Origin of the sequence: Kitasatospora sp. NPDC092948 (assembly GCF_044754805.1) — a bacterium.
Taxonomy (GTDB): Bacteria; Actinomycetota; Actinomycetes; order Streptomycetales; family Streptomycetaceae; genus Kitasatospora.
The window spans coordinates 78,471-104,744 of record NZ_JBIVPU010000014.1; the positions used below are offsets into that span (position 1 = coordinate 78,471).

At 73.2% G+C, this 26,274-nt stretch carries 25 protein-coding genes, 1 tRNA gene and 1 pseudogene; 21 read left to right on the forward strand and 6 right to left on the reverse strand.

Annotated features, from left to right (window positions below; translation table 11 throughout):
- Positions 1 to 358: pseudogene (locus ACIQF6_RS30210) on the forward strand (RNA helicase); the annotation flags it as partial.
- A 113-nt stretch (positions 359 to 471) separates the two neighbouring features.
- Positions 472 to 1,287, forward strand: coding sequence for a TIGR02452 family protein (locus ACIQF6_RS30215; RefSeq protein WP_400900634.1), 816 nt, complete (start codon positions 472 to 474; stop codon positions 1,285 to 1,287).
- 222 nt (positions 1,288 to 1,509) lie between these two features.
- Here ACIQF6_RS30215 and ACIQF6_RS30220 read toward each other — a convergent pair whose 3' ends face one another.
- From ACIQF6_RS30220 to ACIQF6_RS30230, 3 genes are all read right to left on the reverse strand, one after another.
- Positions 1,510 to 1,809, reverse strand: coding sequence for a hypothetical protein (locus tag ACIQF6_RS30220; RefSeq protein ID WP_400900636.1), 300 nt, complete (start codon positions 1,807 to 1,809; stop codon positions 1,510 to 1,512).
- Positions 1,810 to 2,190: 381 nt separating this feature from the next.
- Positions 2,191 to 2,892: a tyrosine-protein phosphatase gene (locus tag ACIQF6_RS30225; RefSeq protein WP_400900638.1), complete on the reverse strand. Its 702-nt coding sequence runs from the start codon at positions 2,890 to 2,892 to the stop codon at positions 2,191 to 2,193.
- Between the two features lie 202 nt (positions 2,893 to 3,094).
- Entirely contained in the window at positions 3,095 to 3,847 is a 753-nt protein-coding gene (locus tag ACIQF6_RS30230) for an SDR family oxidoreductase (RefSeq protein ID WP_400900640.1), read from the reverse strand.
- A 100-nt stretch (positions 3,848 to 3,947) separates the two neighbouring features.
- On the opposite strand from ACIQF6_RS30230, the gene ACIQF6_RS30235 reads away from it, so the two are divergent.
- The gene (locus ACIQF6_RS30235) at positions 3,948 to 4,562 is read left to right on the forward strand and encodes a transglutaminase family protein (protein ID WP_400900642.1); all 615 of its coding nucleotides are present in this window, start codon (positions 3,948 to 3,950) and stop codon (positions 4,560 to 4,562) included.
- Here the strand turns inward: ACIQF6_RS30235 and ACIQF6_RS30240 are convergent.
- Positions 4,529 to 5,746, reverse strand: coding sequence for a DNA glycosylase AlkZ-like family protein (locus tag ACIQF6_RS30240; protein ID WP_400900644.1), 1,218 nt, complete (start codon positions 5,744 to 5,746; stop codon positions 4,529 to 4,531). The two genes, ACIQF6_RS30235 and ACIQF6_RS30240, sit on opposite strands and share 34 nt — an antisense overlap.
- A gap of 223 nt (positions 5,747 to 5,969) precedes the next feature.
- Between ACIQF6_RS30240 and ACIQF6_RS30245 the strand changes: the two genes are divergently transcribed.
- From ACIQF6_RS30245 to ACIQF6_RS30270, 6 genes are all read left to right on the forward strand, one after another.
- Positions 5,970 to 6,641: a DNA polymerase beta superfamily protein gene (locus ACIQF6_RS30245; RefSeq protein ID WP_400900646.1), complete on the forward strand. Its 672-nt coding sequence runs from the start codon at positions 5,970 to 5,972 to the stop codon at positions 6,639 to 6,641.
- A gap of 100 nt (positions 6,642 to 6,741) precedes the next feature.
- A tRNA-Lys gene (locus tag ACIQF6_RS30250) sits at positions 6,742 to 6,814 on the forward strand.
- A gap of 252 nt (positions 6,815 to 7,066) precedes the next feature.
- The gene (locus ACIQF6_RS30255) at positions 7,067 to 7,528 is read left to right on the forward strand and encodes an orotate phosphoribosyltransferase (protein ID WP_400900648.1); all 462 of its coding nucleotides are present in this window, start codon (positions 7,067 to 7,069) and stop codon (positions 7,526 to 7,528) included.
- A 125-nt stretch (positions 7,529 to 7,653) separates the two neighbouring features.
- Positions 7,654 to 8,298, forward strand: a complete 645-nt coding sequence (locus ACIQF6_RS30260; RefSeq protein ID WP_400900650.1) for an RNA polymerase sigma factor — start codon at positions 7,654 to 7,656, stop codon at positions 8,296 to 8,298.
- Complete coding sequence (locus tag ACIQF6_RS30265) at positions 8,295 to 9,071, forward strand: hypothetical protein (protein WP_400900652.1); 777 nt, start codon at positions 8,295 to 8,297, stop codon at positions 9,069 to 9,071. The genes ACIQF6_RS30260 and ACIQF6_RS30265 overlap by 4 nt, the downstream gene beginning before the upstream one ends.
- Positions 9,072 to 9,617: 546 nt before the next feature.
- Positions 9,618 to 10,037 (forward strand): NUDIX hydrolase, encoded by a 420-nt coding sequence (locus tag ACIQF6_RS30270; protein ID WP_400900654.1) that lies wholly within the window; start codon positions 9,618 to 9,620, stop codon positions 10,035 to 10,037.
- 87 nt (positions 10,038 to 10,124) lie between these two features.
- Here ACIQF6_RS30270 and ACIQF6_RS30275 read toward each other — a convergent pair whose 3' ends face one another.
- Together ACIQF6_RS30275 and ACIQF6_RS30280 are read right to left on the reverse strand one after the other, a co-directional pair.
- Positions 10,125 to 11,858 (reverse strand): ricin-type beta-trefoil lectin domain protein, encoded by a 1,734-nt coding sequence (locus ACIQF6_RS30275; RefSeq protein ID WP_400900656.1) that lies wholly within the window; start codon positions 11,856 to 11,858, stop codon positions 10,125 to 10,127.
- Positions 11,859 to 12,200: 342 nt separating this feature from the next.
- Positions 12,201 to 13,172, reverse strand: coding sequence for a LuxR C-terminal-related transcriptional regulator (locus tag ACIQF6_RS30280; protein ID WP_400900658.1), 972 nt, complete (start codon positions 13,170 to 13,172; stop codon positions 12,201 to 12,203).
- Between the two features lie 392 nt (positions 13,173 to 13,564).
- Here ACIQF6_RS30280 and ACIQF6_RS30285 point away from each other — a divergent pair, with 392 nt between their 5' ends.
- The 12 genes from ACIQF6_RS30285 (at position 13,565) to ACIQF6_RS30340 (ending at position 26,263) form a co-directional block, all read left to right on the forward strand.
- Positions 13,565 to 13,711 (forward strand): hypothetical protein, encoded by a 147-nt coding sequence (locus ACIQF6_RS30285; RefSeq protein WP_400900660.1) that lies wholly within the window; start codon positions 13,565 to 13,567, stop codon positions 13,709 to 13,711.
- A 4-nt stretch (positions 13,712 to 13,715) separates the two neighbouring features.
- Positions 13,716 to 14,012, forward strand: coding sequence for a hypothetical protein (locus ACIQF6_RS30290; protein WP_400900662.1), 297 nt, complete (start codon positions 13,716 to 13,718; stop codon positions 14,010 to 14,012).
- Positions 14,013 to 14,200: 188 nt separating this feature from the next.
- Positions 14,201 to 16,750 (forward strand): SdrD B-like domain-containing protein, encoded by a 2,550-nt coding sequence (locus tag ACIQF6_RS30295; RefSeq protein ID WP_400900664.1) that lies wholly within the window; start codon positions 14,201 to 14,203, stop codon positions 16,748 to 16,750.
- A 92-nt stretch (positions 16,751 to 16,842) separates the two neighbouring features.
- Positions 16,843 to 17,766, forward strand: coding sequence for a phosphorothioated DNA-binding restriction endonuclease (locus tag ACIQF6_RS30300; protein WP_400900666.1), 924 nt, complete (start codon positions 16,843 to 16,845; stop codon positions 17,764 to 17,766).
- A gap of 110 nt (positions 17,767 to 17,876) precedes the next feature.
- Positions 17,877 to 19,571: an LCP family protein gene (locus tag ACIQF6_RS30305; RefSeq protein WP_400900668.1), complete on the forward strand. Its 1,695-nt coding sequence runs from the start codon at positions 17,877 to 17,879 to the stop codon at positions 19,569 to 19,571.
- A 326-nt stretch (positions 19,572 to 19,897) separates the two neighbouring features.
- On the forward strand, positions 19,898 to 20,485 hold the full coding sequence (locus ACIQF6_RS30310; protein WP_400900801.1) for an RNA polymerase sigma factor: 588 nt from the start codon (positions 19,898 to 19,900) through the stop codon (positions 20,483 to 20,485).
- 13 nt (positions 20,486 to 20,498) lie between these two features.
- The gene (locus ACIQF6_RS30315; protein ID WP_400900670.1) at positions 20,499 to 21,440 is read left to right on the forward strand and encodes a CU044_5270 family protein; all 942 of its coding nucleotides are present in this window, start codon (positions 20,499 to 20,501) and stop codon (positions 21,438 to 21,440) included.
- A gap of 237 nt (positions 21,441 to 21,677) precedes the next feature.
- A complete protein-coding gene (locus ACIQF6_RS30320; protein ID WP_400900672.1) occupies positions 21,678 to 22,655 on the forward strand; it encodes an ABC transporter ATP-binding protein in 978 nt (325 codons plus the stop codon).
- The gene (locus ACIQF6_RS30325; protein WP_400900674.1) at positions 22,655 to 23,449 is read left to right on the forward strand and encodes an ABC transporter permease; all 795 of its coding nucleotides are present in this window, start codon (positions 22,655 to 22,657) and stop codon (positions 23,447 to 23,449) included. The genes ACIQF6_RS30320 and ACIQF6_RS30325 overlap by 1 nt, the downstream gene beginning before the upstream one ends.
- A 70-nt stretch (positions 23,450 to 23,519) precedes the next feature.
- The gene (locus ACIQF6_RS30330) at positions 23,520 to 24,470 is read left to right on the forward strand and encodes an ACP S-malonyltransferase (RefSeq protein ID WP_400900676.1); all 951 of its coding nucleotides are present in this window, start codon (positions 23,520 to 23,522) and stop codon (positions 24,468 to 24,470) included.
- Positions 24,457 to 26,034 (forward strand): class I adenylate-forming enzyme family protein, encoded by a 1,578-nt coding sequence (locus ACIQF6_RS30335; protein ID WP_400900678.1) that lies wholly within the window; start codon positions 24,457 to 24,459, stop codon positions 26,032 to 26,034. The genes ACIQF6_RS30330 and ACIQF6_RS30335 overlap by 14 nt, the downstream gene beginning before the upstream one ends.
- Positions 26,015 to 26,263: an acyl carrier protein gene (locus ACIQF6_RS30340; RefSeq protein WP_035864761.1), complete on the forward strand. Its 249-nt coding sequence runs from the start codon at positions 26,015 to 26,017 to the stop codon at positions 26,261 to 26,263. The genes ACIQF6_RS30335 and ACIQF6_RS30340 overlap by 20 nt, the downstream gene beginning before the upstream one ends.
- The last annotated feature ends 11 nt before the right edge of the window (positions 26,264 to 26,274 follow it).

A 26,274-nucleotide genomic window follows, 5' to 3' on the forward strand; every position in this document is an offset into this window, starting at 1 on the left:
TGACCGTGGTGGCCGTTCGTTCGGTGGCGACCGTGAGCGTGGCGGCTTCAACCGCGATGACCGTGGTGGCCGTTCGTTCGGTGGCGACCGTGAGCGCGGTGGCTTCAACCGTGACGACCGTGGTGGCCGTTCGTTCGGTGGCGACCGTGAGCGCGGTGGCTTCAACCGTGACGACCGTGGCGGCCGTCCGTTCGCCCGTCGCGACGACCACCGCTCCGGTGGCCGTCCGCAGGGTGGCTTCAACCGCGATGACCGTGGTGGCCGTTCGTTCGGTGGCGACCGTGAGCGTGGCGGCTTCAACCGTGACGACCGTGGCGGCTTCAACGGCGGCGACCGCAAGCCGCGTTGGAAGAACTGACGCTCTGCCTGAGCACTGACCGGGCCCGCTCCACTTCGGTGGGGCGGGCCCGTCCGCGTTCCGGCGGTAAATGCGGTGGTGGGGGCGGGTGTTGGCGCGTTAGCGTGCGCGACATGAGCAGTAGGCAGCGGGCACTCGCCACGCAGAACGAGGAGATCGCCGACCAGGGCGAGTACCGGACCGCCGACGGGACGGCGGTGCGGATCGCCGAGGAGCTGGCCGAGGCCAGGGCGGGGACGGTGTCCTACCCGCCGGAGGCCGAATTCGACGCCGGCCCGGGGCCGTTGCGCGGGCGGGCCGAGGTGACGGGCGAGGGCAGCATGCAGGCCGCCCAGCGGCTGGTCGCGGACGGCGGGCGGAGCGTTGCGGTGCTGAACTTCGCGTCCGCGCGCAACCCCGGCGGCGGGTACCTGCGCGGGGCGAAGGCCCAGGAGGAGGACGTCTGCCGCACCGCGCTGCTGTACCGCTGCCTGCTGGAGGCCCCCGACTACTACGAGGCGCACCGCGCCTCCACCGACCTGCACTACAGCCACCGGGTGATCTGGTCGCCGGGCGTGCCGGTGATCCGGGACGGGCGCGGGGAGCTGCTGGCCCGCCCGCACCGGCTCGGCTTCCTCACCTCGCCGGCGCCCAACGCGGGCCAGCTGGCGCTGCGTTCGCCCGGCACGGAACTCGACCTCGGGCCGGTGCTGGCCGAACGGGCCGGCCGGGTGCTGGCCGTCGCCGCCCGGCACGGCGCGCGCGAACTGGTGCTGGGCGCCTGGGGCTGCGGAGTGTTCCGCAACGACCCGGCCGAGGTCGCGGACGCGTTCGGGCAGGCCCTGGACGCGTGGGGCGCGGCCTTCGACCGAGTGGTGTTCGCGGTCTGGGACCGCAGCGTGCCCTCGGCGAACCGGGCGGCCTTCGAGGCCCGCTTCGGCAACGCGTAGGGCTGGCGCCGGGCCTGTTCCGCGGCGCCCGGAATGCGCCTGGGCCGGGCCTGTTCCGCGGTGCCCGGTACGTTCCTGGGCCGCACCAGGGCGTTCAGGGCGGGGCCGGTCGGTGGGCCCTGGCGGCGGGCAGGACGGGAGCGCGTGCCGGACGCCGAGGGGCTGCGGCGGAGGGTGTGCCGGATGCCGAGGGGCCGCGGCGGAGGGTGTGTCGGCGGGTGGTTACTCGCCGGTGGCCAGCGCCGAGGCGGCGGCGACCACGCCGGTGACGGTGAGGACGGCCGGCCAGGCGCCGATCTTCTTCGCCAGCGGGTGCGAGCCGCCGAACGCCGCCAGGTAGAGGGTGGTCAGACCGGCCGCGGCGGGCGTGCCCAAGCGGCGCTGCCAGCGCACGGCGGCCGTTGTCCCGGCGACGGCCAGCACGGCGCCGCCCAGCTCGCGCCGGCCGCTGAACCGGGCGGTGGCGTAGCCGCCGATCAGACCGGCGGCGGCAACGGCGGCGGTGACGGGGAAACGGGCCATGGGACGGACTCCTTCGGACGGCTGGTGGACGTACCCGGTGGACGTGCCTGCGGGACGCGCGGCGCGGCTCGTGACCGGCCGGCGCACCGCCCACGGTAACCCTCCCGACAGTCCGGCCCGCCGGGAGGGAGCGGCAGTTGGGGCCCGGCGGGCGTGATGCGGTCACTGCGGGTGCGGCCGGGGGACGGCGGGGTGGTTCGGAGGGTGGTCGGTTCGGCGGTGTGCGGCGCGACCCGGCGGCTGTCGAGGCGGACGCGCCGGGCGGGTCTCTGGCGGTCGTCCTGTGATGGCCGACACCGTCGTCCGCCGCACTTTCTCGCTCGCCCCGCGACCGCCCTGCGACCGCTCCGGCCTGTTACCGCCGTCGCCCGGGCCGGCGTCTCATTCCGGGCGCAGGGTGCGGAGGGTGGCGAGTTCGGCGGCGGTGGCGCCGTGGTCGAGGAGGTAGTGGTCGAGGGTGCCGTGGAGCTCTGTGATGCGGGCCAGGGCGCTGGTCAGGTGGGTGGCGTCGACCGGGCGGGAGATGCGTTCGGCGCCGGCGGCGTCCAGGTAGGGCACGGGGCCCTTGTCGAGGCCGAGGCCGACGTTGGAGCGGAGGAAGTCGGCGGTGACGGCTGCCTCGGGGAGACCGGCCAGGGACTGCAGGACGGCGATGGTCAGGCCGGTGCGGTCCTTGCCGACGGCGCAGTGGACCAGGATCGGCGCACCGGTGGCCAGCGCGCGCACGGCGCCGACGACGGCGACGCCGCCGGTCTCGGCCATGAACGGGTAGAGCGCCGCCTGGTCCTCGGGCCAGGTGCGGTCGGTGGTGGCCGGGTCGGGCAGCATCGGCAGGTTCAGGTACTGGACGTCCTCGCCGATCGGACGGTCCGGCCAGATGGCGAGCTCGGGAGCGCTGCGCAGATCGACGACCGTCCGGATGCCGAGTTTCGCGAGCCGGGCCGCGCCCTCGTCGGTGAGCCGGTTGAGGCTCGCCGAGCGGTACAGCAGCCCGGGGCGGTACACCCCCGCTCCGGCGTCGCGGAGGTTGAGCACGTCGGGGATGTCGTGGAACGGCGCGGCGGCGATTTCGGTCTCGGTCATGCCGCCCACCGTAGGGGCGGTGGGCGGCGGTGGGCCGTGGCGTTGACCGAACCGGTATCGCCGCAACGTGTGATGTTCATACGGGGTGGCGACGGCCTGGCGGGAAGTCGTCGCCCGGAGGCCGTCCTGCGGCCGTCCGGCGAGTCGGTTTCCGTCGGGCGTCCGGCGCGGCGACGTCCGCAGGCCGGCGGCCGTGGGCGGCTCAGCGTCCGCCGGCCGCGTCCAGGAAGGAGCCGGTGATGTACGAGGCGGCGGGGGAGAGCAGATACAGGATCGCCTCGGCGACCTCCTCGGGCTGTCCGCCGCGCCCCATCGGCAGGTTGGGGCCGACCCGGTCGACCCGGCCGGGTTCGCCGCCCAGCGCGTGGATGTCGGTGTGGATCAGGCCCGGGCGGACGGTGTTGACCCGGATGCCCTCGGCCGCCACCTCCAGCGACAGGCCCCGGGTCATCGAGTCGAGTGCGCCCTTGGACGCCGCGTAGTCCACGTACTCGCCCGGCGAGCCGAGCCGGGACGCCGCCGAGCCGACGTTGACGATCGCCCCGCCCCGGCCGCCGTACCGGGTGGACATCCGGCGCACCGCCGCGGCCGCGCACAGGAACGGGCCGGTGATGTTGGCCGCCCAGATGCGGTTCAGCCGGTCCTCGTCGAGCTCGTCCAGCCGGCACTGCTTCTCCAACGTGCCCGCGTTGTTCACCAGTGCGGTCAGCGGCCCGAGTTCCCGTTCCGCGGCGTCGAACAGCCGCTCCACCTCGGGGGTGCGGCTGACGTCCGCCTGCACCGCGACGGCGGTGCCGCCCGCGGCGCGGATCCGCTCCACCACGCCGTCCGCCGAGGCCGCGTCCGCGCGGTAGTTGACGCACACCCGGTAGCCGCGTTCGCCCGCCAGCAGGGCGGTGGCCGCCCCGATGCCGCGCCCGCCGCCGGTGACCACCAGCACCTCGTTCTGCACCATGCCGACTGTCCCTTCGTTCACGGAACCACTGCGCCCGACGGTAGTCCATCGGATGAAATCCCTTTGCCCGACGGCGAGTCGGCGGCGCAGCATCACTGCCATGGACCCTTCTGTCTCCCCGTACGGCCCGCTCCGGGCCGACCGCCCCGACCTCGACGCGTACCTGGCCGCCGACGAGGTGGTCGACCACCGGCACCCTGCTGTGGTGGAGCGTGCCGCGGCGCTGCGGCGGGCCGATCCGGTGGCGACCGCCGAGGCGGTGTTCGCCTTCGTCCGCGACCGGATCGACCACTCGGCCGACGTCGACCGCTGGTCGGCGGCCTACCGGGCCTCGGACGTGCTGGCCGCCGGCGACGCGATCTGCCACGGCAAGGCCCACCTGCTGGCCGCGCTGCTGCGTTCCAACGGCATCCCGGCCGGCCTGTGCTACCAGCGGCTGGAGGTGCTGCACGGGCTCAACGGCGTCCTGCTGCCCGGGAGTTCGTGGTGGGTCCGGCTGGACGGCCGGGGCAACCGGAACGGCGCGGACGGGCAGTTCGCCACCACCCCCGCCACCGAGCAGCCCGCCTGGACCAACGATCCGGCGCTCGGCGAGCACCACTACACCACGGTGTACGCCGCCACGCCCCCGGCGCTGCTGGACGGCCTGCGCCGGGCCCGGCCCGGGGTCGCCGGCTTCGGCTACCTGCCGCTCGAACTGCCGGGCGAGGCATAGCGATTGGCGGTGCGCAGGGCGGCGAGCTTCGGGGCGCGGCTCCTCGGTGAGTCCAGGCCGAAACTCCGGGCGTCGCCCAGCTCCTCGCGGACGAAGGTCTCAACGGCGTCGATCGCGGTGCGCAGTGCGGTGTCCATCGGTACGAACAACTGGTGCACCAGCTCGCGCTGTTCGGGGTCGTACTCCCAGAAGCCGACGATCCGGCCGCGGTCCACCACCAGGTGGGTCGACGGGTCGGCCTCGCTGCCGAAGCTCCGGCCCGTCCGGGACGCCGGTGCGGTGCGGTCGGCGTCCCGCTCGTCGACCAGCCGGGACAGGTCGCGGTGCAGCAGGTGCAGGCCGTCGATGCCCGCCACCAGGGCGTACGCGGGCTGCTCCGGGACGGTGAACCCGGCCCATTCGTCCATGAGTTCGGCCGGCATCAGCAGCTCGTCGCCGGGCAGCCCGATCAGCTCCAGCGGGGCCAGAGCGGCCTTCGCGGTGGCAGCGTTGAAGCCGGAGAACCAGCGGAAGTGCCGCACCGAGGCGGGCGCCGCCCAGCTGAAGTACCGCCGGGCCAGGTCGGCGGCCTCGCCGTGCACCGCCCGGTCCCAGCGCAGGTAGCCGTACCGCTGTCGGTCCAGCCGTCCGTCGACCGGCACCCGGCGGATCAGCCCGCGCGACTGCAACAGCCCCAGCGCCAGCGGCAGCGTCGTCGACACGCCGCGCCTGCGGCCCGGCTCGCCCAGCGAGCGGGCCGCCGGGCCGGCCGCGGTGCGGATCTGCTGCGGGCCCAACGGCTCGGTGTCGGAGAGCAGTTCGGACACCGTCAGGCAGAGCTGCTCGATCTCGTCCTGAGTCACCCCGAGGTGGCGGACCGCCGCGGCGATCTCCGACTCCGCGACGCCCGCGCCCGCCGCCAGGCCCAGCGCGAAGTCCTCCGCCGGCAGCACGTACGTACAGCCGCGGGCCGCGGGCAGCTCCTGCACCTCCACCGCCGCGAGCGCCGCGTCCACCGCCGTCCGGCCCAGCCCCGCCCGCGCGAACAGCCCGAGATACGGCGCCGTGCCGCCCACCGACCGGGCCCACCCCGTGGCCGCCAGCACCTGGGCCGGGGACGCGCCCCGGTGCGCACCGCCGTCCAGCCACTGCCGGTGCGCCCACCAGGCCCGGAGCTTCGCCGCCGGGATCTCGCCGTTCGCCATGCGCCCAGTATCGGCGCGAGGTGCGGCGGCGTCGGGGAACCTTCGGCCGTGTCCTGACCCCGGCGGGCAGGGGCGTGCGGGGCTGCTCGGGACTGCTCGGGACTGCTCGGGGCCGCTCGGGACTGTTCGGGACTGTTCGGGACTGGGCTGGGCGGAAATCGCTCGCGCGTGCGGGTGGTCCGGGGTGAGACTGCGGAGGACCGCCCCGAGGAGGCGACCTCCCATGCACGTCCTGCTCTCCGGCATCGTCGGCTCCACCGCGTACGGCCTGGCCCACGCCGGCTCCGACCTGGACCGGCTCGGCCTGTTCGCCGCGCCCACCGTCGCCTTCCACGGCCTGCACCGGCCCGCCGAGTCGCACGTCACCACCGCCCCGGACCGCACCCTGCACGAGGCCGCCAAGTGGTGCCGGCTGGCCCTCTCCGGCAACCCCACTGCCACCGAACTCGTCTGGCTGCCGGAGGAGTTGTACGAGGTGCGGACACCGCTCGGCGAGGAGCTGATCGGCCTGCGGGAGTCCTTCCTGAGCGGCCCGGCGGTGCGCTCCGCGTACCTCGGCTACGCCCGGCAGCAGTTCCGCAAGCTCTCCTCCCGCGACCGCACCGACCCGGCGGGCGCCGCCCGCGCCGCCAAGCACGCCCGGCACCTGGTCCGCCTGGTCCGCCAGGGCGTCGCCCTGCACGAGACCGGCCGCCTGGAGATCCGCCTCCCCGACCCGGACCGGATACGCGCCCTCGGCGAACAGTTCGCCGAACGCCCGGAGGACGCCACCGCCCTCCTCGCCGACGCCGAAACCCGCCTCGCCCGCCCCGGCGTCCTGCCCCCGGCCCCCGACGAACGCCCGGTCGAGAGCTGGCTCCGCCGCGTCCGCGCCGCCCACCTCCCCACCACCTGACGCCCGTCGACCCGCCCAACAATCCGCTGGCCATCCCCCACCACGCACCAGGTAGGATCACCCCGGCAGGCGCTGTCCCACCGGACCCACGCCTGCCACCGGGCCGCTAGCTCAATTGGCAGAGCTGCGGACTTTTAATCCGTAGGTTCAGGGTTCGAACCCCTGGCGGCCCACGTGGAACGTGGCGGTAACACCGCCTCTGACCTGCAATGCAGCACCCCGACCAATTCGAGCGGTCGGGGTGCTGCTGCGTTCTCGGGGCATCTGCGTGAGCGCGCTGCGGATGGACTCCTCGGCCTCTCAACCGCCCTGAACAAACTGGGTGCTGACGGTGAGGGAAGGGAGTCGAGACGGTCTCCGACCAGCAGAGGCCGCAGGCTTCACCGCGGCGCGGGCCGCAGCAGGCCATGAGGTGCCGACATGGCGTGCGCCTCGTCTCCGACCCGGCGCTGCTGCGCGACACCGACAGGGCGCCGGGCGACCTCATGTCCACCGGTGCCCAGGTCCTGGCCGGCATCGAACCGGGCGGCATCCCGTTGGTCGTCGCCCTGTCGGCCGCCACTGGCCTGCCCGCCGGGTTTGTGCGTCGTCTGCCGAAGCCGGATGGCTCCCGCCGGCAGATCGAGGGCATCGGCATCACCGTTCCGCGCACCGTCCTGATCGGCGACGTCGTCCGCTCCAGCGGCCAACTCCTCACCGTGGCACGGGCGCTGCGGATGGCCGGGAGCCCGGTCACCGGCGCGGTGTGCGGGCCGGAGCGCCCGCTCGGTGGCCGGACGGTGCCGGCCGAACACCGGGTGACCGTGCCTCCGCCAAGGCCGACGGCCGTTGTCCGAGTCATGAGCGGGCCCGACCCGCTGCCGCCGATTGTCTCCGCGGACGGCTGACGCGGCGGGATTACCATCTCGTACGTGCGGCCCCTGGGCGAGGGGCGACAAGACATCGCCGAGGCCGGGGCGTTCGTGTGGCGCGGGTCACGGCAACGGCCGGACGCGGCGGGACAGGTACGGGCGTGGAGAAATCGATACGCGCTCAAATACGGGCTGGGGATGCGAGGGCGTTCGGGCAGGTCTTCGAGGACCACGCCCGCGCGGTGTACCGGCACGCTGTCCGGATGACGGGGAGCTGGGACATCGCCGAGGACGTGGTCTCGCTGACCTTTCTGGAGGCATGGCGCCTGCGCACCAGGGTCGAACCCGAGGGAGAGAGCCTGCGGCCCTGGCTGCTGGGCATCGCCACCAACGTCATCCGCAACACCCGCCGGGCCGCCAGCCGCCACCGGAAGGCACTCGCCGCGCTTCCGCCGCGCGAAGTCGCCCCCGACTTCGCCGTCGAGCTGACCAGCCGCATGGCCGACGCCGAGGAGATCGCCGCGGCGAAGGCCGCGCTGGAGCAGTTGCGCCCGGCCGACCGGGAGGTGTTCGCGCTGTGCGTGTGGGAGGGGCTCGACCACGCGGCCGTCGCCGAGGCACTGGGCAAGCCGATCGGGACGATCCGCTCCCGGCTCTCCCGCGCCCGCACCCGGCTGCGGAACCTCACCGAGAAGGAACTGGCGGCGAAGCGCTCCGCGAACAATCTGCAACGCACGGACAAGCGCGGACAGGTAACAGGTGACCGCGCCTTCGCGGTCCGGTCGACCAAGGAGACGATCCGATGAGCGCCACCCCCCAGCACCAGTCCCAGCAGGCTGAGCGGGAGGAACTGGCCCGGCTGCTGCCGGCCGCGGGCGACCCGGAACTCCCTCGCCGCCGCCAGCTCCTACTGAAGGAACATCTGATGGGCGCCATCACCGAGAACTCCCGGCCCGCGACCAAGCGACGGACCCTGATGCTGCGGGTGGTGCTCCCGCTGGGAGTGGCCGCTGCCGTGGCGGGGGCCGCGCTCGTCGTGGCGCCCGGCCACCGCGCCGCGCCTTCCCCGAGCGTGGCCGCGCCGGGAAGCGAGGGGCTGGGCAGCGTCACCACCGTGGCGTACACGTTGCAGGGCAGCAGCGACGACCTCGTCAAACTCACCGTCCTGGACGGCTACAAGCCGATTGACGCGACCCAGTTGCAGCACGACCTGGACCGGGTCGGCGTCCGCAGCCGCGTCTACGCCGGCGAGCCCGGCTGCCACGCCCCCGACCCGACGATGCCCTCCTACTCGCCGGAGACCGAGGCCAAGGCGAACCAGGACCGGCTGTCGGCCTTCGGCTGGGACATGCGGGGGGAAGCCGGTCCGGACGGCCCCCGGCAGGTTCTCACCATCCGCCCCAGCGCCATCCCGACCGACCTGCGGCTCTTCATCTACCTGCCGCTGGCCAAGACCGACCCGGAGCACAGTTCCCGCGAACTGCGGGCCGGTCTGATGCAGAGCCCCGCCCCCGACTGCATGCCCGCCAAGACTTATGAGAATCCCCTGGCCAGCCTGTACCCGACCCCGGAGCACTGAGCCCTCCCGACGCCCGACCGCCGGCGTACGGCGTGCTCCGGAACGGTCTGGGGATGTTCCTGCGTGAGCGACGCGTGAGCGGACTGCGTGGCAGCGGCCGTCCGGCGCCGGATGGGCCGTCACCGCACACGCCGACACGCTGCAGACATGGCAGGAAATGGCCTGCTCCAACCCGCCGGAGCACGAACGGCGTTGATCTTTTAATCCGTAGGTTCAGGGTTCGAACCCTGGCGGCCCACCGCAGTTGAGGCCAGGCCGGACACCGTCCGACCTGGCCTTCTTCTTTTCGGGTGCGGGTTTTGCGATGGTGCGGGGGCGGGGCGGCGCCGTGGGCGGACCTGGCCCGGGCCTTCGGCCTGCAGGGCGGACTGTCCGAGGGCCGGCGCGGCCTGTGCATTGCCGACCGGCGCGCGGCTGAGGCCATTCGGCGCCGCCTCCGCCCGGCCACCGGGGTGTGGTGCCAGTGCTGCCTTGCCGGGTGCTGGCCGGCGAAGCCCGCAACCGGGATACGGTCGAGCTCGGGGCCACCCCTGGAGGAGCCGCAGAATGACTGAGTCGACCAGCGCCGAGCCGGGCATCGCCGCCGCCGTCGTGGTCCGGGGCGGCCGCGTGCTGATGGTCCAACGCCGGATCGCGGAAGGCGAGTTGTCGTGGCAGTTTCCGGCCGGGGAGATCGAGGCCGGCGAGACGCCGGAGGCGGCCGCCGTCCGTGAGACCGCGGAGGAGGTCGGCCTGGCGGTGAAGGCCGTGGGGCTGCTCGGTGAGCGCGTGCACCCGAAGACCGGCCGGCGGATGTCGTACACGGCCTGCGAGGTGGTGAGCGGTGCGGCGACGGTGGTCGACACCGAGGAGCTCGCCGAGCTGGCGTGGGTCACGTGCGAGCAGATCGCCGAGTTCGTGCCGTACGGGCTGTTCGAGCCGGTGCAGGCCCACCTGGACGACCGTCTGCGACCTGGGGCGGTCTGACGTGGACCCGGTACTGCGGCGGTGCCCGACCGATGAGGCTGCATCCCCGGGAGGTGAAGCCTCATCAGGACGGGTGTGGCTGCTGTGTCAGGTCAGGAACGTCCATTGCTGGTTGGTTCCGCCGGTGTCCGGGTAGACGCCGACCCAGCGGTCGTCGCCGGTCAGGTTGCGCAGGACGTCGAGGTCCCAGCCGTAGTAGGTGTTGACCAGGTGCACGCTGCCGTTGGGGCCGGTCGTGAATTCCCAGTTCTGGGTGAGCTGGCCCGCGCAGTCGTACTGGTCGACCCAGTCACCGGGGAGTGCGTGGGTGCCGTTGTGGACGTCCAGGCACTTGCCCGACTCCTCGTTGACGACGGTGAAGGTGCCGGGGCCGCTGGAGTCGAGGTGCCAGTACTGGTTGGCCCCGCCGTTGCCGGCGTAGGTGACCACGTGGGCGTAGTTGTCCTGGGAGGCGCCCTCGACGTCGAGCAGGCGGCTGCCGTTGCTGACGCTGGCGATGGCGGACGACTCCCGGCTGGCGATCTCCCACTGCTGGGTGCGCGAGTCGTTGCAGGGGTAGATGGAGGCGCCGGCGACGTTGCCGTTGGCGCCGATGACGTTGAGGCAGCTGTTGGTGTGGTAGCCGTTCGTGAGCACGCCGGTGGCCGAGTCATCGGGGTCGGGGTGGAAGTACCAGTTCTGGGTGCTCTGGCCGGAGCAGGTGGCCTGGTCGACCAGGTCCTGCTGGTTGGCGATGCCGTTGCGGACGTCGACGCACTTGCCGGTCTTCTCGTTGATCAGGACGAAGGACGGCAGGGTCTGCGAGACCAGGCGCCAGGTCTGCTCGGGGCCCGCGGCGGGGACGGCGGCCTGGCCGCCGGTGCGGCTGGAGGGGGGATAGGTGATCAGGTCGGTCTGGTCGGCGGTGGTGCCGCCGGGGACGGCCAGCCGGTGCTCGTCGTCGCCGACGCTGCGCAGCTCGATCGCTTCGGCGGCGCCGCGCAGCGCGAGGGGCAGCAGTCCGACGGGGGTGTGGTCGCTGCTCAGCGCGTTCAGTCGCACGCCCTCGTAGAGTGCGCCGGCGGACAGCGGCCGGCCGGTGAAGAAGTAGTCGGCCTCGGCGAGGTTGTCGGTGTAGAAGCCCACGGTGTACTGGGCGCTGCGGTACTCCACGGCTCCGGCCGGCGCCGCGATCGGCCGGACGTCGGGGTCACGGTTCCAGTCGCCCATCGCCAGCCAGTTGTTGTTGGGCGCCCCAGCCTGGATGGCGTTGAGGGTGGCCTCCGCGTTGTTCTGCTGCCCGCCGAGGGAGTCCGCGTGCGCGGTCCAGTACGACGCGTTGCCGAGCTGGATGCCGAAGGCGGGGCGTGCCCCGGGGTTCGGGGCGTACAGGATCTGGTTGGTGTACCAGGGCGTGACGATGGCGAGGTTGACCCGGTTGCCGCCGAAGTCGGTCCGCAGGTAGTAGATGTAGTAGGGGCCGCCGCCCTGGGTGCCCCCGTCCCACTGGAAGACCTGTACCGGCTGGGGGCCGGCGGTCCCGATGGTGCCGAGGAACTGGCCCGGTACCACCTGCCCGGGGCCGGCCTCCTGAAGCGCGATCATGGTGTAGCCCGCGTTGAAGAGTTGCGGCAGGTCCTTGGTCCACTTGTTGACGTCCTCGCCGCTGCCCGCACCCTGCAGGTTGTAGGTGACGGCCTGGACGTCCTCCAGGTTGCCCGGCACCGGGGGCACCGCGGCCGCCGGCCCGGCCCCCAGGACGGTCAGCCCGGCGGCGACCAGCACTGCCGTCACGACACCCGCCAGGAGGCGGGCCAACCCGGCGCGCGGCCGGGCTCGCACGCCGTCCGAATCCCCGGGGCGACTCCGGTCCATGGGCACCCTCATCGTGTTCCTCCGTTCGGCTGGGCCGCCGAGCCCCGGCCGATGCGCACGCGGGTCTCCCGACCGGCCCGGCCGTGAAGCCGAAGCCGGGATCTCCGGGGGACGGCCCGAGGCGCGGGGCCCGGGCGTCGTGCGAATCGGCCGCATCCCAGTGGCCGCATACGCATGGTGATGAAGTGGATACCCCGAGTGTTCAGGTCGTATGCGCTCCGTCGAGGTGCGGCGGCGGGCGGCGGGTCGGCGGGCGCCTCGGGGCGGGCCGTGCTTCCGGGCTGTCCGCGGAACCGGGGTGACGTGGCGTCAGAGCCAGCCTTTCTGGGCGGCTTTGATGCCGGCTTCGAAGCGGCTGCTGGCGCCGAGACGCTCCATGATCGAGGCCATGTGGCGGCCGACGGTGCGGGCGGAGATGCCCAGGCGTTGTCCGGCGGTGTCGTCGGTGAGGCCGGTGCCGAGGAGGCGGAGCAGTTCGCGTTCGGTGGAGGTGAGCCCGGTGGTGGGGTCGTCGGGGGTGGTGGCGCCGAGCGGGACGGCGGTGTTCCAGGCCTGTTCGTAGAGGTCGAGGAGGGCGTTCAGGATGCCGGGTTCGGTGACGTGCAGGGCGCCCTTGCGGGTCTCGTCGGGGTCGATGGGGACGAGGGCCTGGCTGCGGTCGACGATGACGACGCGCTGGGGGATGGTGGGCGCGGTGCGGACCTCGCCGCCGTGGCCGAGCAGCCAGTGGGCGTAGTGGGCGGCGTGCGGGTGGTGGCGGTTGGAGTCCTGGTAGAGCGTGCGGATGGCGATGCCGCGGGTGAGCGCCTCGGCGTCGGCGGGGCGGGCGGCGTCGAGGTCCTCGGGGCGTTGGACGCCGGGCTGGCTGCTGAGGACCTCGTGGGTGGCGGCGCGGCCCATCTGGTCGAGGCGGTGCTGGATGGCGTCCATGCCGAGCAGGCGCTCGCCGTGGGAGGCGCGGTGTTCGGCCCGGTCGGCGACCATCCGCGTGACGGCGGCGCGGGAGGCGGCGAGGGCGGCCTGTCGGGCGGCGAGGTCGGCTTCTTGCCGGGCGACCATGTCGGCCAGGCCGATCGACGGGTCGACGGCGCGCATCCGGCCGGGATGTTCGGCGGAGGCGCGGACCAGCAGCAGTGCGCCGAGTTCGTCCAGGCTGTCGTGGACGTCGCCCGGTGAGATCCGGCAGTGGGCCGAGATGGCGTCGATGTCGTCGTCGGGACGGGCGAGCATGGCCTGGTAGACCTGACCGGCGCGGGCGGTCAGACCGAGTGCCTCCAGCACGGATTCCCCCCAGGAATCGTGTGCCGCCGGTGTGGGCGGCGGTGTACGAATCTTCACTGATCATCCAGTGGATCGAAGTCGTACACAAGAGCGACTCTGCTCGCATGTGCCGGATTTCACGGGGTTGACCTGCGAATTTGTCTCAGAGTCGAGGTGGTGTCCTTCTCCTCGGTGTCGGATCCGGCGCTCTTGGCGTGTACATGGCGCGGTGTCCGATGTCGGACAGGCCGGTTGGCGACATTCGGCAGCCCTTCCGAGGGGTCCCGATCCGGGCCAAGCTGGTGATCGCCGCCGGGGAAACCGACCGGGCGGCGAACCGGAGCGAGCGCCAACCGCGGGGCGCCGAACCGGAACCCACCTTCCTGCCACTGCTGTTGAGGAGAATCACCGTCATGGGCATTCGTCTGGTCAAGGCCGCCGCGGTCGCCGCTCTCGCCCTCTCCGCCCTGTTCGCCGCCCCCGCCGCGGTCACCGCCCTCGGCTCCGACGCCCCGGCCGGCACCGTGACCGTGGCCGACGGCAGCCTCAGCTGGGGCTGATGACTTGGACATCGTCTACGCCAGCCTGCGGCGCAGAGAGTCCGGGCCCGTCCCGGCGCAGGAGGCGGACGAGGTCGTCGGCATCCTGTGGGCCCACGCCCTGCCCGGCGACGCGCTGCAGCACATCACCGCCCGCAGCGAGACCGACCGGATCGACCTGCTGCTCTACCTCCTCACCCGCCGCTCCGCCGACGGCCCGGCAGACTCCGTCGATGCCGGATACGCCCTGATCGCCCGCGGCCACCGGGCCTCGCCGCTGCTGAGCCGCCGCTACCACCCGCCGGCGGCTGCCGCCTGCTGAAGGGCCGCGCGGACAGCGGCCGTCGTCCGGCGGCGGTCGTCCGGTGGATCGGCCCGGCGCGGCCGTCTCCCGTCGGCGCCGAGGATGCCGAAATCCCTTGTTCCGCTTGTGTGACTTTGCGTCAACTTATGGAAAACTCACGGTCGTTACCGGCGTGGTGACGATGCAGGGCGACGTGAAGGAACAACATGCCAATGAGCAGATTGGCCCGGGTGGGGCTGTGCGGCCTGTTACTGGTGGGGGGAACCACCGGGGCGGTCGTGACGGGGGCCGGGCAGGCCGGGGCCGCGGCGAACGACGGGACGCTGACGGTCCAGGTGCTGCGGGACTTCTTCGGGACCGGCGTGATCAACACGGCGATGGACGTCCCCCAGCGGGGCATGAAGGTCGCGGTCACCGATGCGGCCGGGCGACGGGTGACCGGCACCACGGACACCACCGGGAAGGTCGTGGTGGGTCCGTCGGACGCGCTGAGCGGCGGGCGGTACCGGGTCGACGTGAGCGTGCCGGCGCCGTTCGACGGGTACTTGCGGCCGGCGCCCGCGTCGACGGCGGCGAACCACTTCGACAGCTTCACCACGTTCGTGGACGTCTCGGGCGGCAAGGACGCCTCGGTGATCACCGGCGTCTGGGACGCGGCGGACTACAGCGAGGCGGACGCCCGCTACTTCGTGCCGGTCCAGACCGACCGGGTGATGGGGAGCGACACCCGGGCGCTGGTGTCGTTCGGCAAGGACGTCCGGGGCACCTGCCCGACCGGGCCGGCCTGTCCGACCGTGCTGGACACGCAGGACCAGGTGGGCACCACCTCGGGGCTGGCGTACGACAAGTACCGCGGGCGGCTGTTCCAGGCGGCGTTCGCCCGGCGGTTCACCGCGTACGGGCCGGAGGGCGGGGACGCGATCTACACCGTGCCGGCCGACGGCGGCAGCGCTCCGACGCTGTTCGCGAAAGTGCCGGGCGCCACGAAGACGGCCCACGGCACCAACATGATCAAGGACGCCGAGTTCGTCGACGCGCCGGGCAAGGAAGGCATCGGCGGCCTGGCGCTGTCGGAGGACGGCTCGACGCTGTACGCGGTGAACATGCTCACCCGCACCCTGGTCGGCTTCGACGCGACCGGGTCGGAGGCCGCCGGGCCCGAGAACACGGTGACGATCCCCGACCCGGGCTGCGCCTCGTCCGGCGACTGGCGGCCGGCCGGCCTGGCCGTCCACGACAACACCGTGTACGTCGGCGGCGTGTGCACCGCGGAGAGCACCCAGCGGCGGGCCGACCTGAAGGCCGTGGTCTACGGGTACGACGGCAAGCGGTTCACCGAGGTGCTGAGCCAGCGGCTGGACTTCGAGCGCAGCTACGTCAGCACCGGCGGCGCCGAGTACGACCAGACCCACTACTGGAACCCGTGGCACGCCGGCCTGGACAACTGGGACAGCTACCGGCTGGGGAACTGGATGGTCTACCCGGAGCCGGAGTTGGCCAGCATGGCCTTCGCCCGCGACGGCTCGATGATCCTCGGCTTCCGCGACCGGTTCATGGACATCGCCAGCGTCGGGCTGGACCCGCGGCCCGGCGACAACAGGACGGAATCCGGCTACGCCGGCGGCGACATCAACATGGCCTGCGCCGTGCCCACCGGCGGGTACGCCTGGGAGGGCACCGGCAACTGCCCCAACCACGCCGCCACCAACACGCCCCCGCTGCCGCGGCCCAGCGGCGTCGTCTCGTACTTCGCGGGCGACTTCGCGGTCTTCTACCACCAGGAGACCTCGCTCGGCGGGGTCGCCTACATCCCGCAGCAGCAGTGGGTGATCAGCACCCAGATGGACCCGACCGTCAACTACTTCACCAGCGGGACGGGTTACTACGACATCGACACCGGCGAGGGCCCCGGCAACAAGCCGGACGCCAACGGCTACGAGTTCGTCCAGAAGAACGGCTTCGGCAAGGCCGGCGGCCTCGGCGACATCGCGTACACCGCGGCCAACGCGCCGGTCCAGATCGGCAACCGGGTCTGGTTCGACGGCGACCACAACGGCGTCCAGGACGCCGGGGAGCCGGGGCTGCCGGGCGTGACGGTCCACCTGCTCGACCCCCAGGGCAACCGGGTCGCCACCACGACGACCGACGCCAACGGCGAGTACTACTTCGGCGGGGTCGGCGCCGCGTACCTGCTCACGCCGGGCGGGGACTACACGGTGGAGTTCGACGTCACCACCGCCGACACCGGCGGGGTGCCGGGCCGGCCGGCCGCCGCCGACCTGCGGTTCACCCTCCCGACGGCCGGCGACGACCGGGAGCACGACTCCAACGTGCTCCCGCCGACCACGGGGCCGTTCGGCATCGGGTACACGCACGTCACCGCACCGGCCGAGCCGGGCGGGGTCGACCACTCCATCGACGCCGGCGTGTACGTCCCGGAGGCCACGCCGAGCCCCAGCCCGTCGAGTTCCGCCTCGGGCTCCGCCCCGCCGAGCCCGACGCCGACGGCATCCGGGTCTCCGACGACGTCCGGGAGCCCGACGCCGACGGTGTCCGAGAGCCCGACGCCGGCGGCGTCCGGGAGCGCGGCGCCCGCCCCGCCGGCCGGGCCGGGGTCGAACCGGGCGCCGGACGGTTCGCTGGCCTTCACCGGGATCACCGGCACGGGCCGGATCGTGTTCTTCGGCGTACTGCTGCTGGGCGCGGGCACGGCGCTGGTGCTGATGGGCCGTAGGCGGCACGCCAGGCGGCACTGACGTCCGAACCACCCCGGGAGGGCCGGGCCGGAGCCGAACCGGCCCGGCCCTCCCGTGAGTTGGGACCGGCCGCGCGAACTACCCTGGCGGGCATGGACTGGCTCGATCGGGTGGCGCGGCTGAGACGGTGGACGAGCAACGGCGCGCGTGCGCCGCACAAGCCGTTGCTGCTGCTGTACGCCCTGGGCAGCCACCAGCAGGACGCCGGGCGCGAACTCCGGTACAGCGCCGTCGAGCAGGACCTCAAGCGACTGCTCGTCGAGTACGGGCCGGCGCATCCGACGACGCCGGCCTATCCGTTCCACCACCTGGTCAGTGACGGGGTGTGGGAGGTGCGGACCGATCGGGGCGCAGGGAGCCCGGGCAGCGGCGTCGGGCTGCTCCGCTCCAGCGGGGCGACGGGGCGGCTCGCGCCCGATCTCCTGGCCGCGCTGCGCCGGGAGCCGTCGCTGCTCGGCCGGTTGGTGCGGGTGCTGCTGGACACGCACTTCCCGCCGTCGCTGCACGTGGAGCTGTGCGAGGCCGTCGGGCTCGACCTGGAGCTCGCCGAGGTCGGGGCGGTGAACGGGGCCGCCGCCGCGGCCCGGCGGCAGCGTGACCGGCAGCTGCGGGAACTCGTGCTCACCGCCTACGAGTTCCAGTGCGCGTTCTGCGGCTACGACGGGATGCTCGGCGCCACCTCGGTCGGGTTGGAGGCCGCGCACGTGCGCTGGTGGTCGCACGACGGGCCGGACGAGGTCGACAACGGCCTGTGCCTCTGCTCGCTGCACCACAAGCTCTTCGACAAGGGCGTGCTCGGCCTCGGGGACGACCGCCGCATCCTGGTCTCCCGACGCTTCGTCGGCCGCAGCGAGGCCAGCCGGCAGCATGTGCTGGCCCTGGTCGGCCGGCCGGTCCTCGGCCCGCAGCCGGGCAGCCCCCCGGTGGCGAGGCGGCACCGCGAGTGGCACGGGCGGCAGGTCTTCCACGGCGCGCCCCGGGTGCCGATCGGGGCCGGGGACGGGCAGTGCGGGTGACCAACTGGGAGGCCCCGCAGGGATGATCACAACCCCGGGTGCAACATCGGGAGCCCGCCGTGCATCTAATAGGAGAAGAAAAGCCCGGAGGGACCGGGCGACGGGGGTGCATGGTGACACGCGGACAGGCCGAGGCCGTCGAGTCGGCGGCGGACGGGCGCGCGGGGAAGACGCGCCGACAACCTTCGCAGGACGGCGGTCGGGCCGGAACCCGGCGGGCGGCCAAGCGCGGGCGCAAGGGCCGCCGACGCGGACTGAAGATCGTCGCCTGGAGCGTGGCCGGGCTGGTGGTGCTGACCGTCGGCACGGGCGGCTACCTGTACGTCCGGTACAACGGCAACATCAAGTCCGCGCCGCTGTTCGCCGGCGAGAGCGGGGACGCCGGGCACGAGGTGCCGGACGAGTTCGGGCGCACCCCGATCAACGTGCTGGTGATCGGCTCCGACGGGCGCGACAACCCCGAGGACTGCGACATCGGCGGCAGCGACTGCGGGCCCGGCGCCAACGCCGACGTCATGCAGCTGCTGCACGTCTCGGCGGACCGCTCCAACGCCACCGTGATGAGCATCCCGCGCGACCTGATGACCGACCTGCCGGGCTGTGTGGACAAGGAGCACAAGACCTCGTCCAAGGCCGGCCGCGGACAGCTCAACTCCACGCTCCAGTACGGACCCGGCTGCACCGTGGCCGCCGTGCACAAGCTCACCGACATACCCATCGACCACTTCGTCATGGTCGACTTCGTCGGCGTGATCAAGATGTCGGACGCGGTGGGCGGCGTCCCGGTGTGCGTCAGCGACAACGTGTACGACCCGTACTCGCACCTCAAGCTGGCCAAGGGCACGCACACCCTGAAGGGCATGGCGGCGCTCCAGTTCGTCCGCACCCGGCACGGCTTCGGGGACGGCGGCGACCTGGGACGGGCCGGCGCCCAGCACGCCTTCCTCGGGTCGATGATCCGTCAGCTGAAGAGCGCCGGAACGCTCACCGACCCGGTCAAGGTGCTGTCGCTGGCCGACGCCGCCACCAAGGCGCTCACCGTGGACCCCGGCCTGGACGGGGTCACCAAGCTGGCCGGCCTGGCCGACGACCTGAACAAGGTGCCGCCGTCCCGGGTCACCTTCAGCACCATGCAGACCGACGCCGACCCGAAGAACGACAGCCGGCTGGTGGTCGGCCCGGACGCGAAGAAGCTGTTCACGTCGATCAAGAACGACCAGTCGCTCAGCGCCGACCCGTCCGGCGCGACCGCCGCGCCCTCCTCGCCGCCGCCCGCCGCACCCTCCAGCAGCGCGCCCGCGGCCCCGCCCGCGGACGCGACGCCGCGCAAGAACATCGCCGTGGTGGTGAAGAACGGCAGCGGCACCGAGGGCCGGGCCGGCGCCCTGGCCGAGGCACTGCGCGCGGCCGGGTTCTCCAAGGACACCGCCGCGGCCAAGAACACGTCCGTCGAGCACACCACCCTGCGCTACCCGGCCGGGAAGGAGGCCGACGCCCAGCAGGTGGCGGACGTGCTCGGCCTGCCCGCGAGCGCCGTCGAGGCCGGCACCGGCAGTTCGATCGAGCTGCTGATCGGCCCCGACTGGAAGTCGGGCACCGGCTACCCCGCCGGCGCGCAGGGCGGCCCGGCCGCCCCCGTCGACCCGTCCGCCGTTCTCAAGGGCGCCGCCGCCACCACCGCCGACGACGAGAACAGCTGCACCCAGGTCAGCCACGAGAACACCGTCAGCCTCCCCGGCATCGGCGCCATGACCCCGATCAGGGCGTTCGACCGCAGCAAGGACATCCCGGTCTCCGCGCAGTGATGTGACGTCAGCACCGCCTCCGGCGGCGCAGCCGATCTGCGGACTGCGCCGCCGGGGCGGCGACCTCCCGCCCCGAGCATCCGCACCAGCCGGTACCGGCTGGTGCTTCGCCATGCCCGCCCCCGATTCCCGACGGCTCGCAGAACTGCCGCTGCGGCCACGGGCGGTCGTCGTCGGGGCGGCCGGAAATTTCCGGCCGGATCCGCCGAACCGGGCGCGGGCGGGACGGCAATAGAGAGGAGAAGCACCGGGGCAGGCCACCGTGAAGGAGAACCCATGTGCAGGACCGACCGGACAGCGGCGACAGGTCGACGGGCGGTGGGCGGATGACGACGGCGTCCCCGACAGACGCGCCCGTGCGGGAAGGATCGGACGACGCGGCGGTCATCGGGGCGTCGCTCGCCGAACCCGACCGCTTCGGCGAGATATACGACCGGCACGCCGTCGCGGTGCACCACTACCTGGCCCGCCGGGTCGGGACCGCGGCGGCCGACGACCTCACCTCCGAGACCTTCCTGTCCGCGTTCCGGATGCGCGGACGCTACGACCGGGAACGGCCCGACGCCCGGCCCTGGCTGTACGGCATCGCCACCAATCTGGTGCACCGCCATCGGCGCACCGAACGCTCCGGCTACCGGGCCCTGGCGCGCAGCGGCGTCGACCCGCTGGACACCGGCGACCACGCCGACACGGTCGCCGACCGGGTGACGGCCGGAGCCCGGGCCAAGGAGATCGCCGACGTACTGGCCCGGCTGACGGCGAAGGAGCGGGACGTCCTCCTGCTGTTCGCCTGGGCCGAGTTGACGTACCACGAGATCGCCGAGGCCCTGCGGATCCCGCTCGGCACCGTCCGCTCGCGGCTCAACCGCGCCCGCCGTCGGCTGCACGCCGCACTTGACCACCCCACGCACTGACCGAGGAGATCCCGTGGACGAGATCACCCGGCTCGCCGAGTTCCGAGCCGACACCGAACCGATGTCCGCGCACGCCTGCCTGCGTGGCCGACAGCAGCTGGCGGACGAGATCGCCGGCCGGCCGACCGGGCGGCGGGATTCGCACTGGCGCCGCCTGGTGCGCCCGCGCCGGCTGCTGGTCGCGGCGGCGCTGACGCTGGCGCTCACCGCGGGCGTGGTCAGCACCCAGGTCGCCGGGCCGGGCGCCACCGAGTCCAGTGCCGAGGCCATCTCGGTGCTCAACCTCGCCGCCGACGCGCTCGCCGACGCCCCGATGCCGCGCCCGGACCAGTTCGTCTACATGAACACCATGCACGTCACCAGCGACCCGACCGACATCTCCACCTCCGAGGGGTGGATGTCCGTCGACGGTTCGAAGCCCGGCCTGGGCAAGTACTCCAACGTCAAGGCGCCCGAGCGCGACCTGTCCCAGATCATCCAGCCCGGCCAGGTCCGCACCAGCCTCTCCCAGGGGCCCCCCTACGCCGACCTGGCCAAGCTGCCGACCGACCCCGACAAGTTGCTGCGGATCCTCTACGCCGACCCGTGGGTGGCCGACCGGGTCTCCAGCCACGAGAAGTCCCGCGACCTCGCGGTCTGGGACCTCGTGCGCGACCTCCTGCTGGGTGCCTGCCCCGCCCCCCAGCAGGCCGCGCTGTTCCGGGCCGCGGCCAAGATCCCGCACATCACCTACGTTTCCGAGGCGACCGACGCCCTCGGCCGGACCGGCGAGGCGGTGTCGATGCTCGACCCCAACCTGGGCTACATCCAGCTCATCCTGGACCGGCAGACCCATGCCTTCATCGGCGAACGCATCCTCGGCCGTGACAGCGGGGGCCGCGCCGACGACGTCGAGTTCAACAGCGCGGTACGGACCGTCGGCTTCGTCGACGCGGTGGAGCAGTTGCCGTCCTGATGGACGACGGCACCGGCAGGGATGCGCGGCGGCGGATCCCGAGGCCGGGGTGAAAGCTCGTCGCGGTCCGACGGTGCTGGTCGGAGGCGGTGTCGCGGGATTCTCGCGGCACCGCCTTCCGCGTGCCCGGGGACGGGATAGGGGGCCGATAGGCGGGCCGGTTCGGGGGGATAGGGGAGCCCTGGAAAGTAGTGCTCACAAGAGGCGAACCTCCGCCGAATCGTGAGGACTCGGATGATGATCGATTACCAGAACCGTACGGCGTCGAGGGGGACGACGTCCCCCCTGGCGGCTGAACTCTCCAGTGTGGTCAAGCGGTTCACCAACGCCAAGGGCGAGGTGTTCACTGCCGTCAACGGGCTGGATCTGCGGATTCGGCGGGGCGAGGTGGTGGCGTTCCTCGGGCCGAACGGGGCGGGCAAGACCACCTCGATCGACATGCTGCTGGGGCTGACCCGGCCGGACGAGGGAGAGGTGCGACTGTTCGGGGTGAGCCCCGAGCAGGCGGTGCGGGCCGGGCGGGTGGCGGCGGTGCTGCAGTCCGGCGGCCTGCTGCCGGACCTGACGGTCGAGGCGACCGTGCACATGCTGGCCTCGCTGCACCCGGGCGCGGACCCGGAGCGGTGCATGGCGCGGGCGAACATCACCGAGCTGCGGGCCCGCCGGGTGGCGGCCTGCTCGGGCGGTGAGCAGCAGCGGCTGCGGTTCGCGCTGGCGCTGCTGTCCCGGCCGGACTTCCTGGTGCTGGACGAGCCCACGGCCGGCATGGACGTGGTGGCCCGGCGGGACTTCTGGGCGGCCGTCCGGGAGGACGCGGCGCGCGGCATGACGGTCATGTTCGCCACCCACTACATGGAGGAGGCGGACCAGTTCGCCGACCGGGTGGTCATGATCAACAAGGGTGCGGTGGTGGCCGACGGCTCGGCCTCCTCGATCCGCGCCGCGACCAGCGGCCGCACCGTCTCGGCGGTGCTCAGCCCGTACGAGGCCGGCGTGGTGTCCCGGACGCCGGGCGTGCGCTCCAGCGCCGTCCGCGGCGAGCGCACCTACTTCACCTGCACCGACTCGGACGCGCTGCTGCGGGTGCTGGTCGGCGAGACCCAGGCGCGGGACATCGAGGTGGCGCCGCGCAGTCTGGAGGAGGCCTTCATGGCCATCACCGAGAACGCCGGCCGCGCCGGGAGCGCCGCCAACGCCCGGAAGGAGAACGTCTGATGGCCGCCGTCACGGCGCCCGCCGCCGCCCGCACCTCGGTCTTCAACGGGGTGAACCCGACCTTCGTCCGCTACGAGCTGCGCCGCCGGTTCAACCGGCAGACCACGATCTTCACGGTGCTGCTCCCCGCGGTGCTGTACCTGGCACTGTTCCGGACCGCTCCGTCCGGCGGGGCCGACCTGCCGCACGGCAACTTCGCCGCCTGGATGATGATCGGTCAGGCGGTGTACGGCGCGGCCACCGCGGCCGTCAGCTCGGCGGCCACCATCTCGGTGGAGAAGTCCGTCGGCTGGATGCGGACCATCGCGATGAGTCCGCTCACCCCGCCCGGCTATCTGCTGGTCAAGGTGCTCTGCTCGGTGCTGATGGCCGGTGTCCCGGTCGGCATCGTGGGAGTGCTGGGTGCGCTGACGGGTGCTCACGCCGACGCCAACGTCTGGGTGGTCTCGCTGCTGGTGGCCTGGGTCGGGGCCGCGGTGTTCGCCGCGCTCGGCATCGGCATGGGTCTGGCGCTGAAGCCCGACGTGGTGATGCACATGCCGGGCCTGACCATGACCGCCCTGGCCTTCCTGGGCAACCTGTTCATCCCGCTCAGCGGCGTGATGCTGGAGATCTCCCGCTACACCCCGATGTACGGGGTGGCGACGCTGGCCCGGTACCCGCTGAACGACGGCTTCTCCTTCCACGGGGAGCACTCCAGCGTGGCCGGCGCGGTGTTCAACCTGCTGGCCTGGTTCGCCGGCTTCTCGTTCCTGGCGATCCGCCGCTTCCGCAAGTCCACCGGCCGCCCGTAAGGACGCGGCACACCCGGCCCGGCGCCCAGGGCGCCGGGCGCAGGCCCCACTCGAAAGGAGGTTCGAACAAATGTTCGCATTCATTGCGCCGGGGCAGGGTTCCCAGACCCCGGGCATGCTGGCCGCCTGGCTGCGCGACCCGGCCACCGCCGAGCGGGTGCGGGCCTGGTCGGAGGCCGCCGATCTGGACCTGGTCCACCTCGGCACCAAGGCCCCGGCCGCCGAGATCGCCCGCACCGAGCACACCCAGCCGCTGCTGGTCGCGGCCGGACTGCTCGCCCACCACGCCCTGGCCGGCGCCGTCCGGCCGGGCGCGGCGGTGGCGGCCGGCCACTCGGTCGGCGAACTCACCGCCGCGGTGTACGCCGGGGTGCTGGAGCCCGCCGACGCGGTGCGTCTGGCCGCGATCCGCGGCCGGGCGATGGCCGCGGCCTGCGCCGAGGCGCCCACCTCGATGGCCGCCGTGGTCGGCGGCGAACAGGACGAAGTCCTCGGCCGCATAGCCGAGTTGGGCCTGACCCCGGCGACCTTCAACGGGCCCGGCCAGATCGTCGCGGCCGGCCTCCGGGACGCCCTGGAGCAGCTGGCCGCCGCCCCGCCCGCCGGGGCCACCGTCAAGCCGCTCACCGTGGCCGGCGCCTTCCACACCCCGTTCATGGAGTCGGCCCGGCAGGCCTTCGCCGCCGCCGCCGAGGCGGTGCCGTTCGCCCCGCCGACGCAACTGCTGCTCTCCAACGCGGACGGCGCGGCGGTCGAGGACCCGGCGCAGATCCGCCACCGGCTGGTCCAGCAGGTGGTCAGCCCGGTCCGCTGGGACCTCTGCCTGGACCGACTGGGCGAGCTGGCACCGGAGTCGACGATCTCGCTGCCGCCCGCCAAGACGCTCGCCAACCTGCTCAAGCGGCGGCACCCCGGGCTCGACGTGCTGTCCGTGAACACCGCCCGGGACGTCTCCCGTGCCCAGGAGCGGCTGGTGGCCGCCGAGCTCATCGAGGGAGTGGCCGTCCATGCCGGTGTCTGACCTGCTCGAGTACCCGCTCCTGGAGCGGGCCGACCACCCCGCCGTGATCGACGCCGACGGCACCCTGACCTATCGTCAGCTGGGCACCGCCGTGGACCGCGCGGTCGGCTGGCTGCGCGGCCAGGGCCTCACCGCCGGTGAGCGGGTGGTGTACGCCGGCGGCAACGACCGCTCGTTCCTCGCCCTGTTCTGGGCCACCCTGCGGATCGGGGCGATCTTCGTCCCGGTCCACCCGGAGCTGACGGACCAGCAGATCGACCACATCGTGGTCGACTCCGAGGCCGCGCTGGCCGTCTGCCGGCCCACCGCCGGCCGCCGCGCCGCCCGCACCGTCGACGTCGAGGAGGCCTGGCAGCAGGTGCTCGCCTCCGTCGAGGACGGCCACCGGGCCGACGTCGACGACGACGCGGTGGCGATGCTGATCTACACCTCCGGCACCACCGGCCGCCCGAAGGGCGTGGTCTGCCCGCACCGCCAGATGCTCGCCGCACTGGACGCCGTCAACGCCTGCCTCGGCTACCACCAGGACGACGTGGTGCTGTGCCGGCTGCCGCTCTCCTTCGACTACGGCCTCTACCAGGCCCTGCTGTCCGCCCTGGTCGGCGGCACCCTGGTGCTGGCCCGCCGCAGCGACGACGTCGGACTGCTCCGGCTGATCGAGCGCACCGGCGTCACCGTCGTCCCGCTGGTGCCCTCGCTGGCCCAGATCCTCCACCTGCTGCAGAGCAAGCTGCGCCGGCCCACCCGGGTGCGGCTGTTCACCAACACCGGCGCCCGCCCCGGCCGGGCCGTGATGGCGGAGCTGCTGGAGGTCTTCCCCGGCTCCGAGTTCGCCTCGATGTACGGCATGACCGAGTGCAAGCGGATCTCCATCCTCGACCCGGACGAGTACGCCGAGCACCCCGATTCGGTCGGCCCGCCGATCCCCGGCGACCGGGTCCGGATCGTGGCGGCCGACGGCAGCGGGCTCGGCCCCCGGGAGACCGGCGAGATCGTGGTCTGGGGACCGACCGTGATGGCCGGCTACTGGCGGATCCCACTGGAAGCGCAGAACCGTTTCATCCGCCGCCCGGACGGCTCGCTGGAGCTGCACACCGGCGACCGCGGCTTCCTCGACGAGGACGGACGGCTGTACTTCGTCGGCCGCGACGACGACGTGATCAAGCGCCGCGGCATGCGGATCGCCCTCACCGAGATCGAGGACGCCGCCGAGCGCCTCCCCGGCGTCACCGCCGCCGTCGCCCTGCGCCCCGAGGAGGAGGGCGGGCCGCTGCTGCTGGCCGTGCACGGCACCCTCCCGCCGGAGCAGGTCCGGGCCGCGCTGGTCGGCCGGCTCGACCCCAGCCGGATGCCCGACCGGGTCGTCCCGCTGGACACCGTCCCGCTGACCGCCAACGGCAAGCCGGACCGGGCCGCCGCCAAGCGCCTGGTCGACGCGGCCGCCGCCGAAGCGGCCGAGGCCGCGGAAGCCGTCGCGGCCGCCGTCGCCGCCGCCGAGCACCACCGAATCCACCAGACCGTCACCGCATCCCCGAGGGGCAGCCATGAACCAGTCGCAGTTTGATCAGCTCGTCGAGCGGATCTGCTCCGTGCAGGTCACCGACTCCGAGACCCCGCTCGTCGACCTGGGCGTGGACTCGCTGCACACCATCGCCCTGGTGATGGCCGTCGAGGAGGAGTTCGGCATCGAGGTCGACCCCGACGCCCTCGCCGACCCGGCGCTGGCCTCCCCGGCCGGACTGTTCCGCTACGTGCAGGCCTGGGCGGCCGACGCCGCCCCGGCCCGGGTCTGAGGGACGCCGGC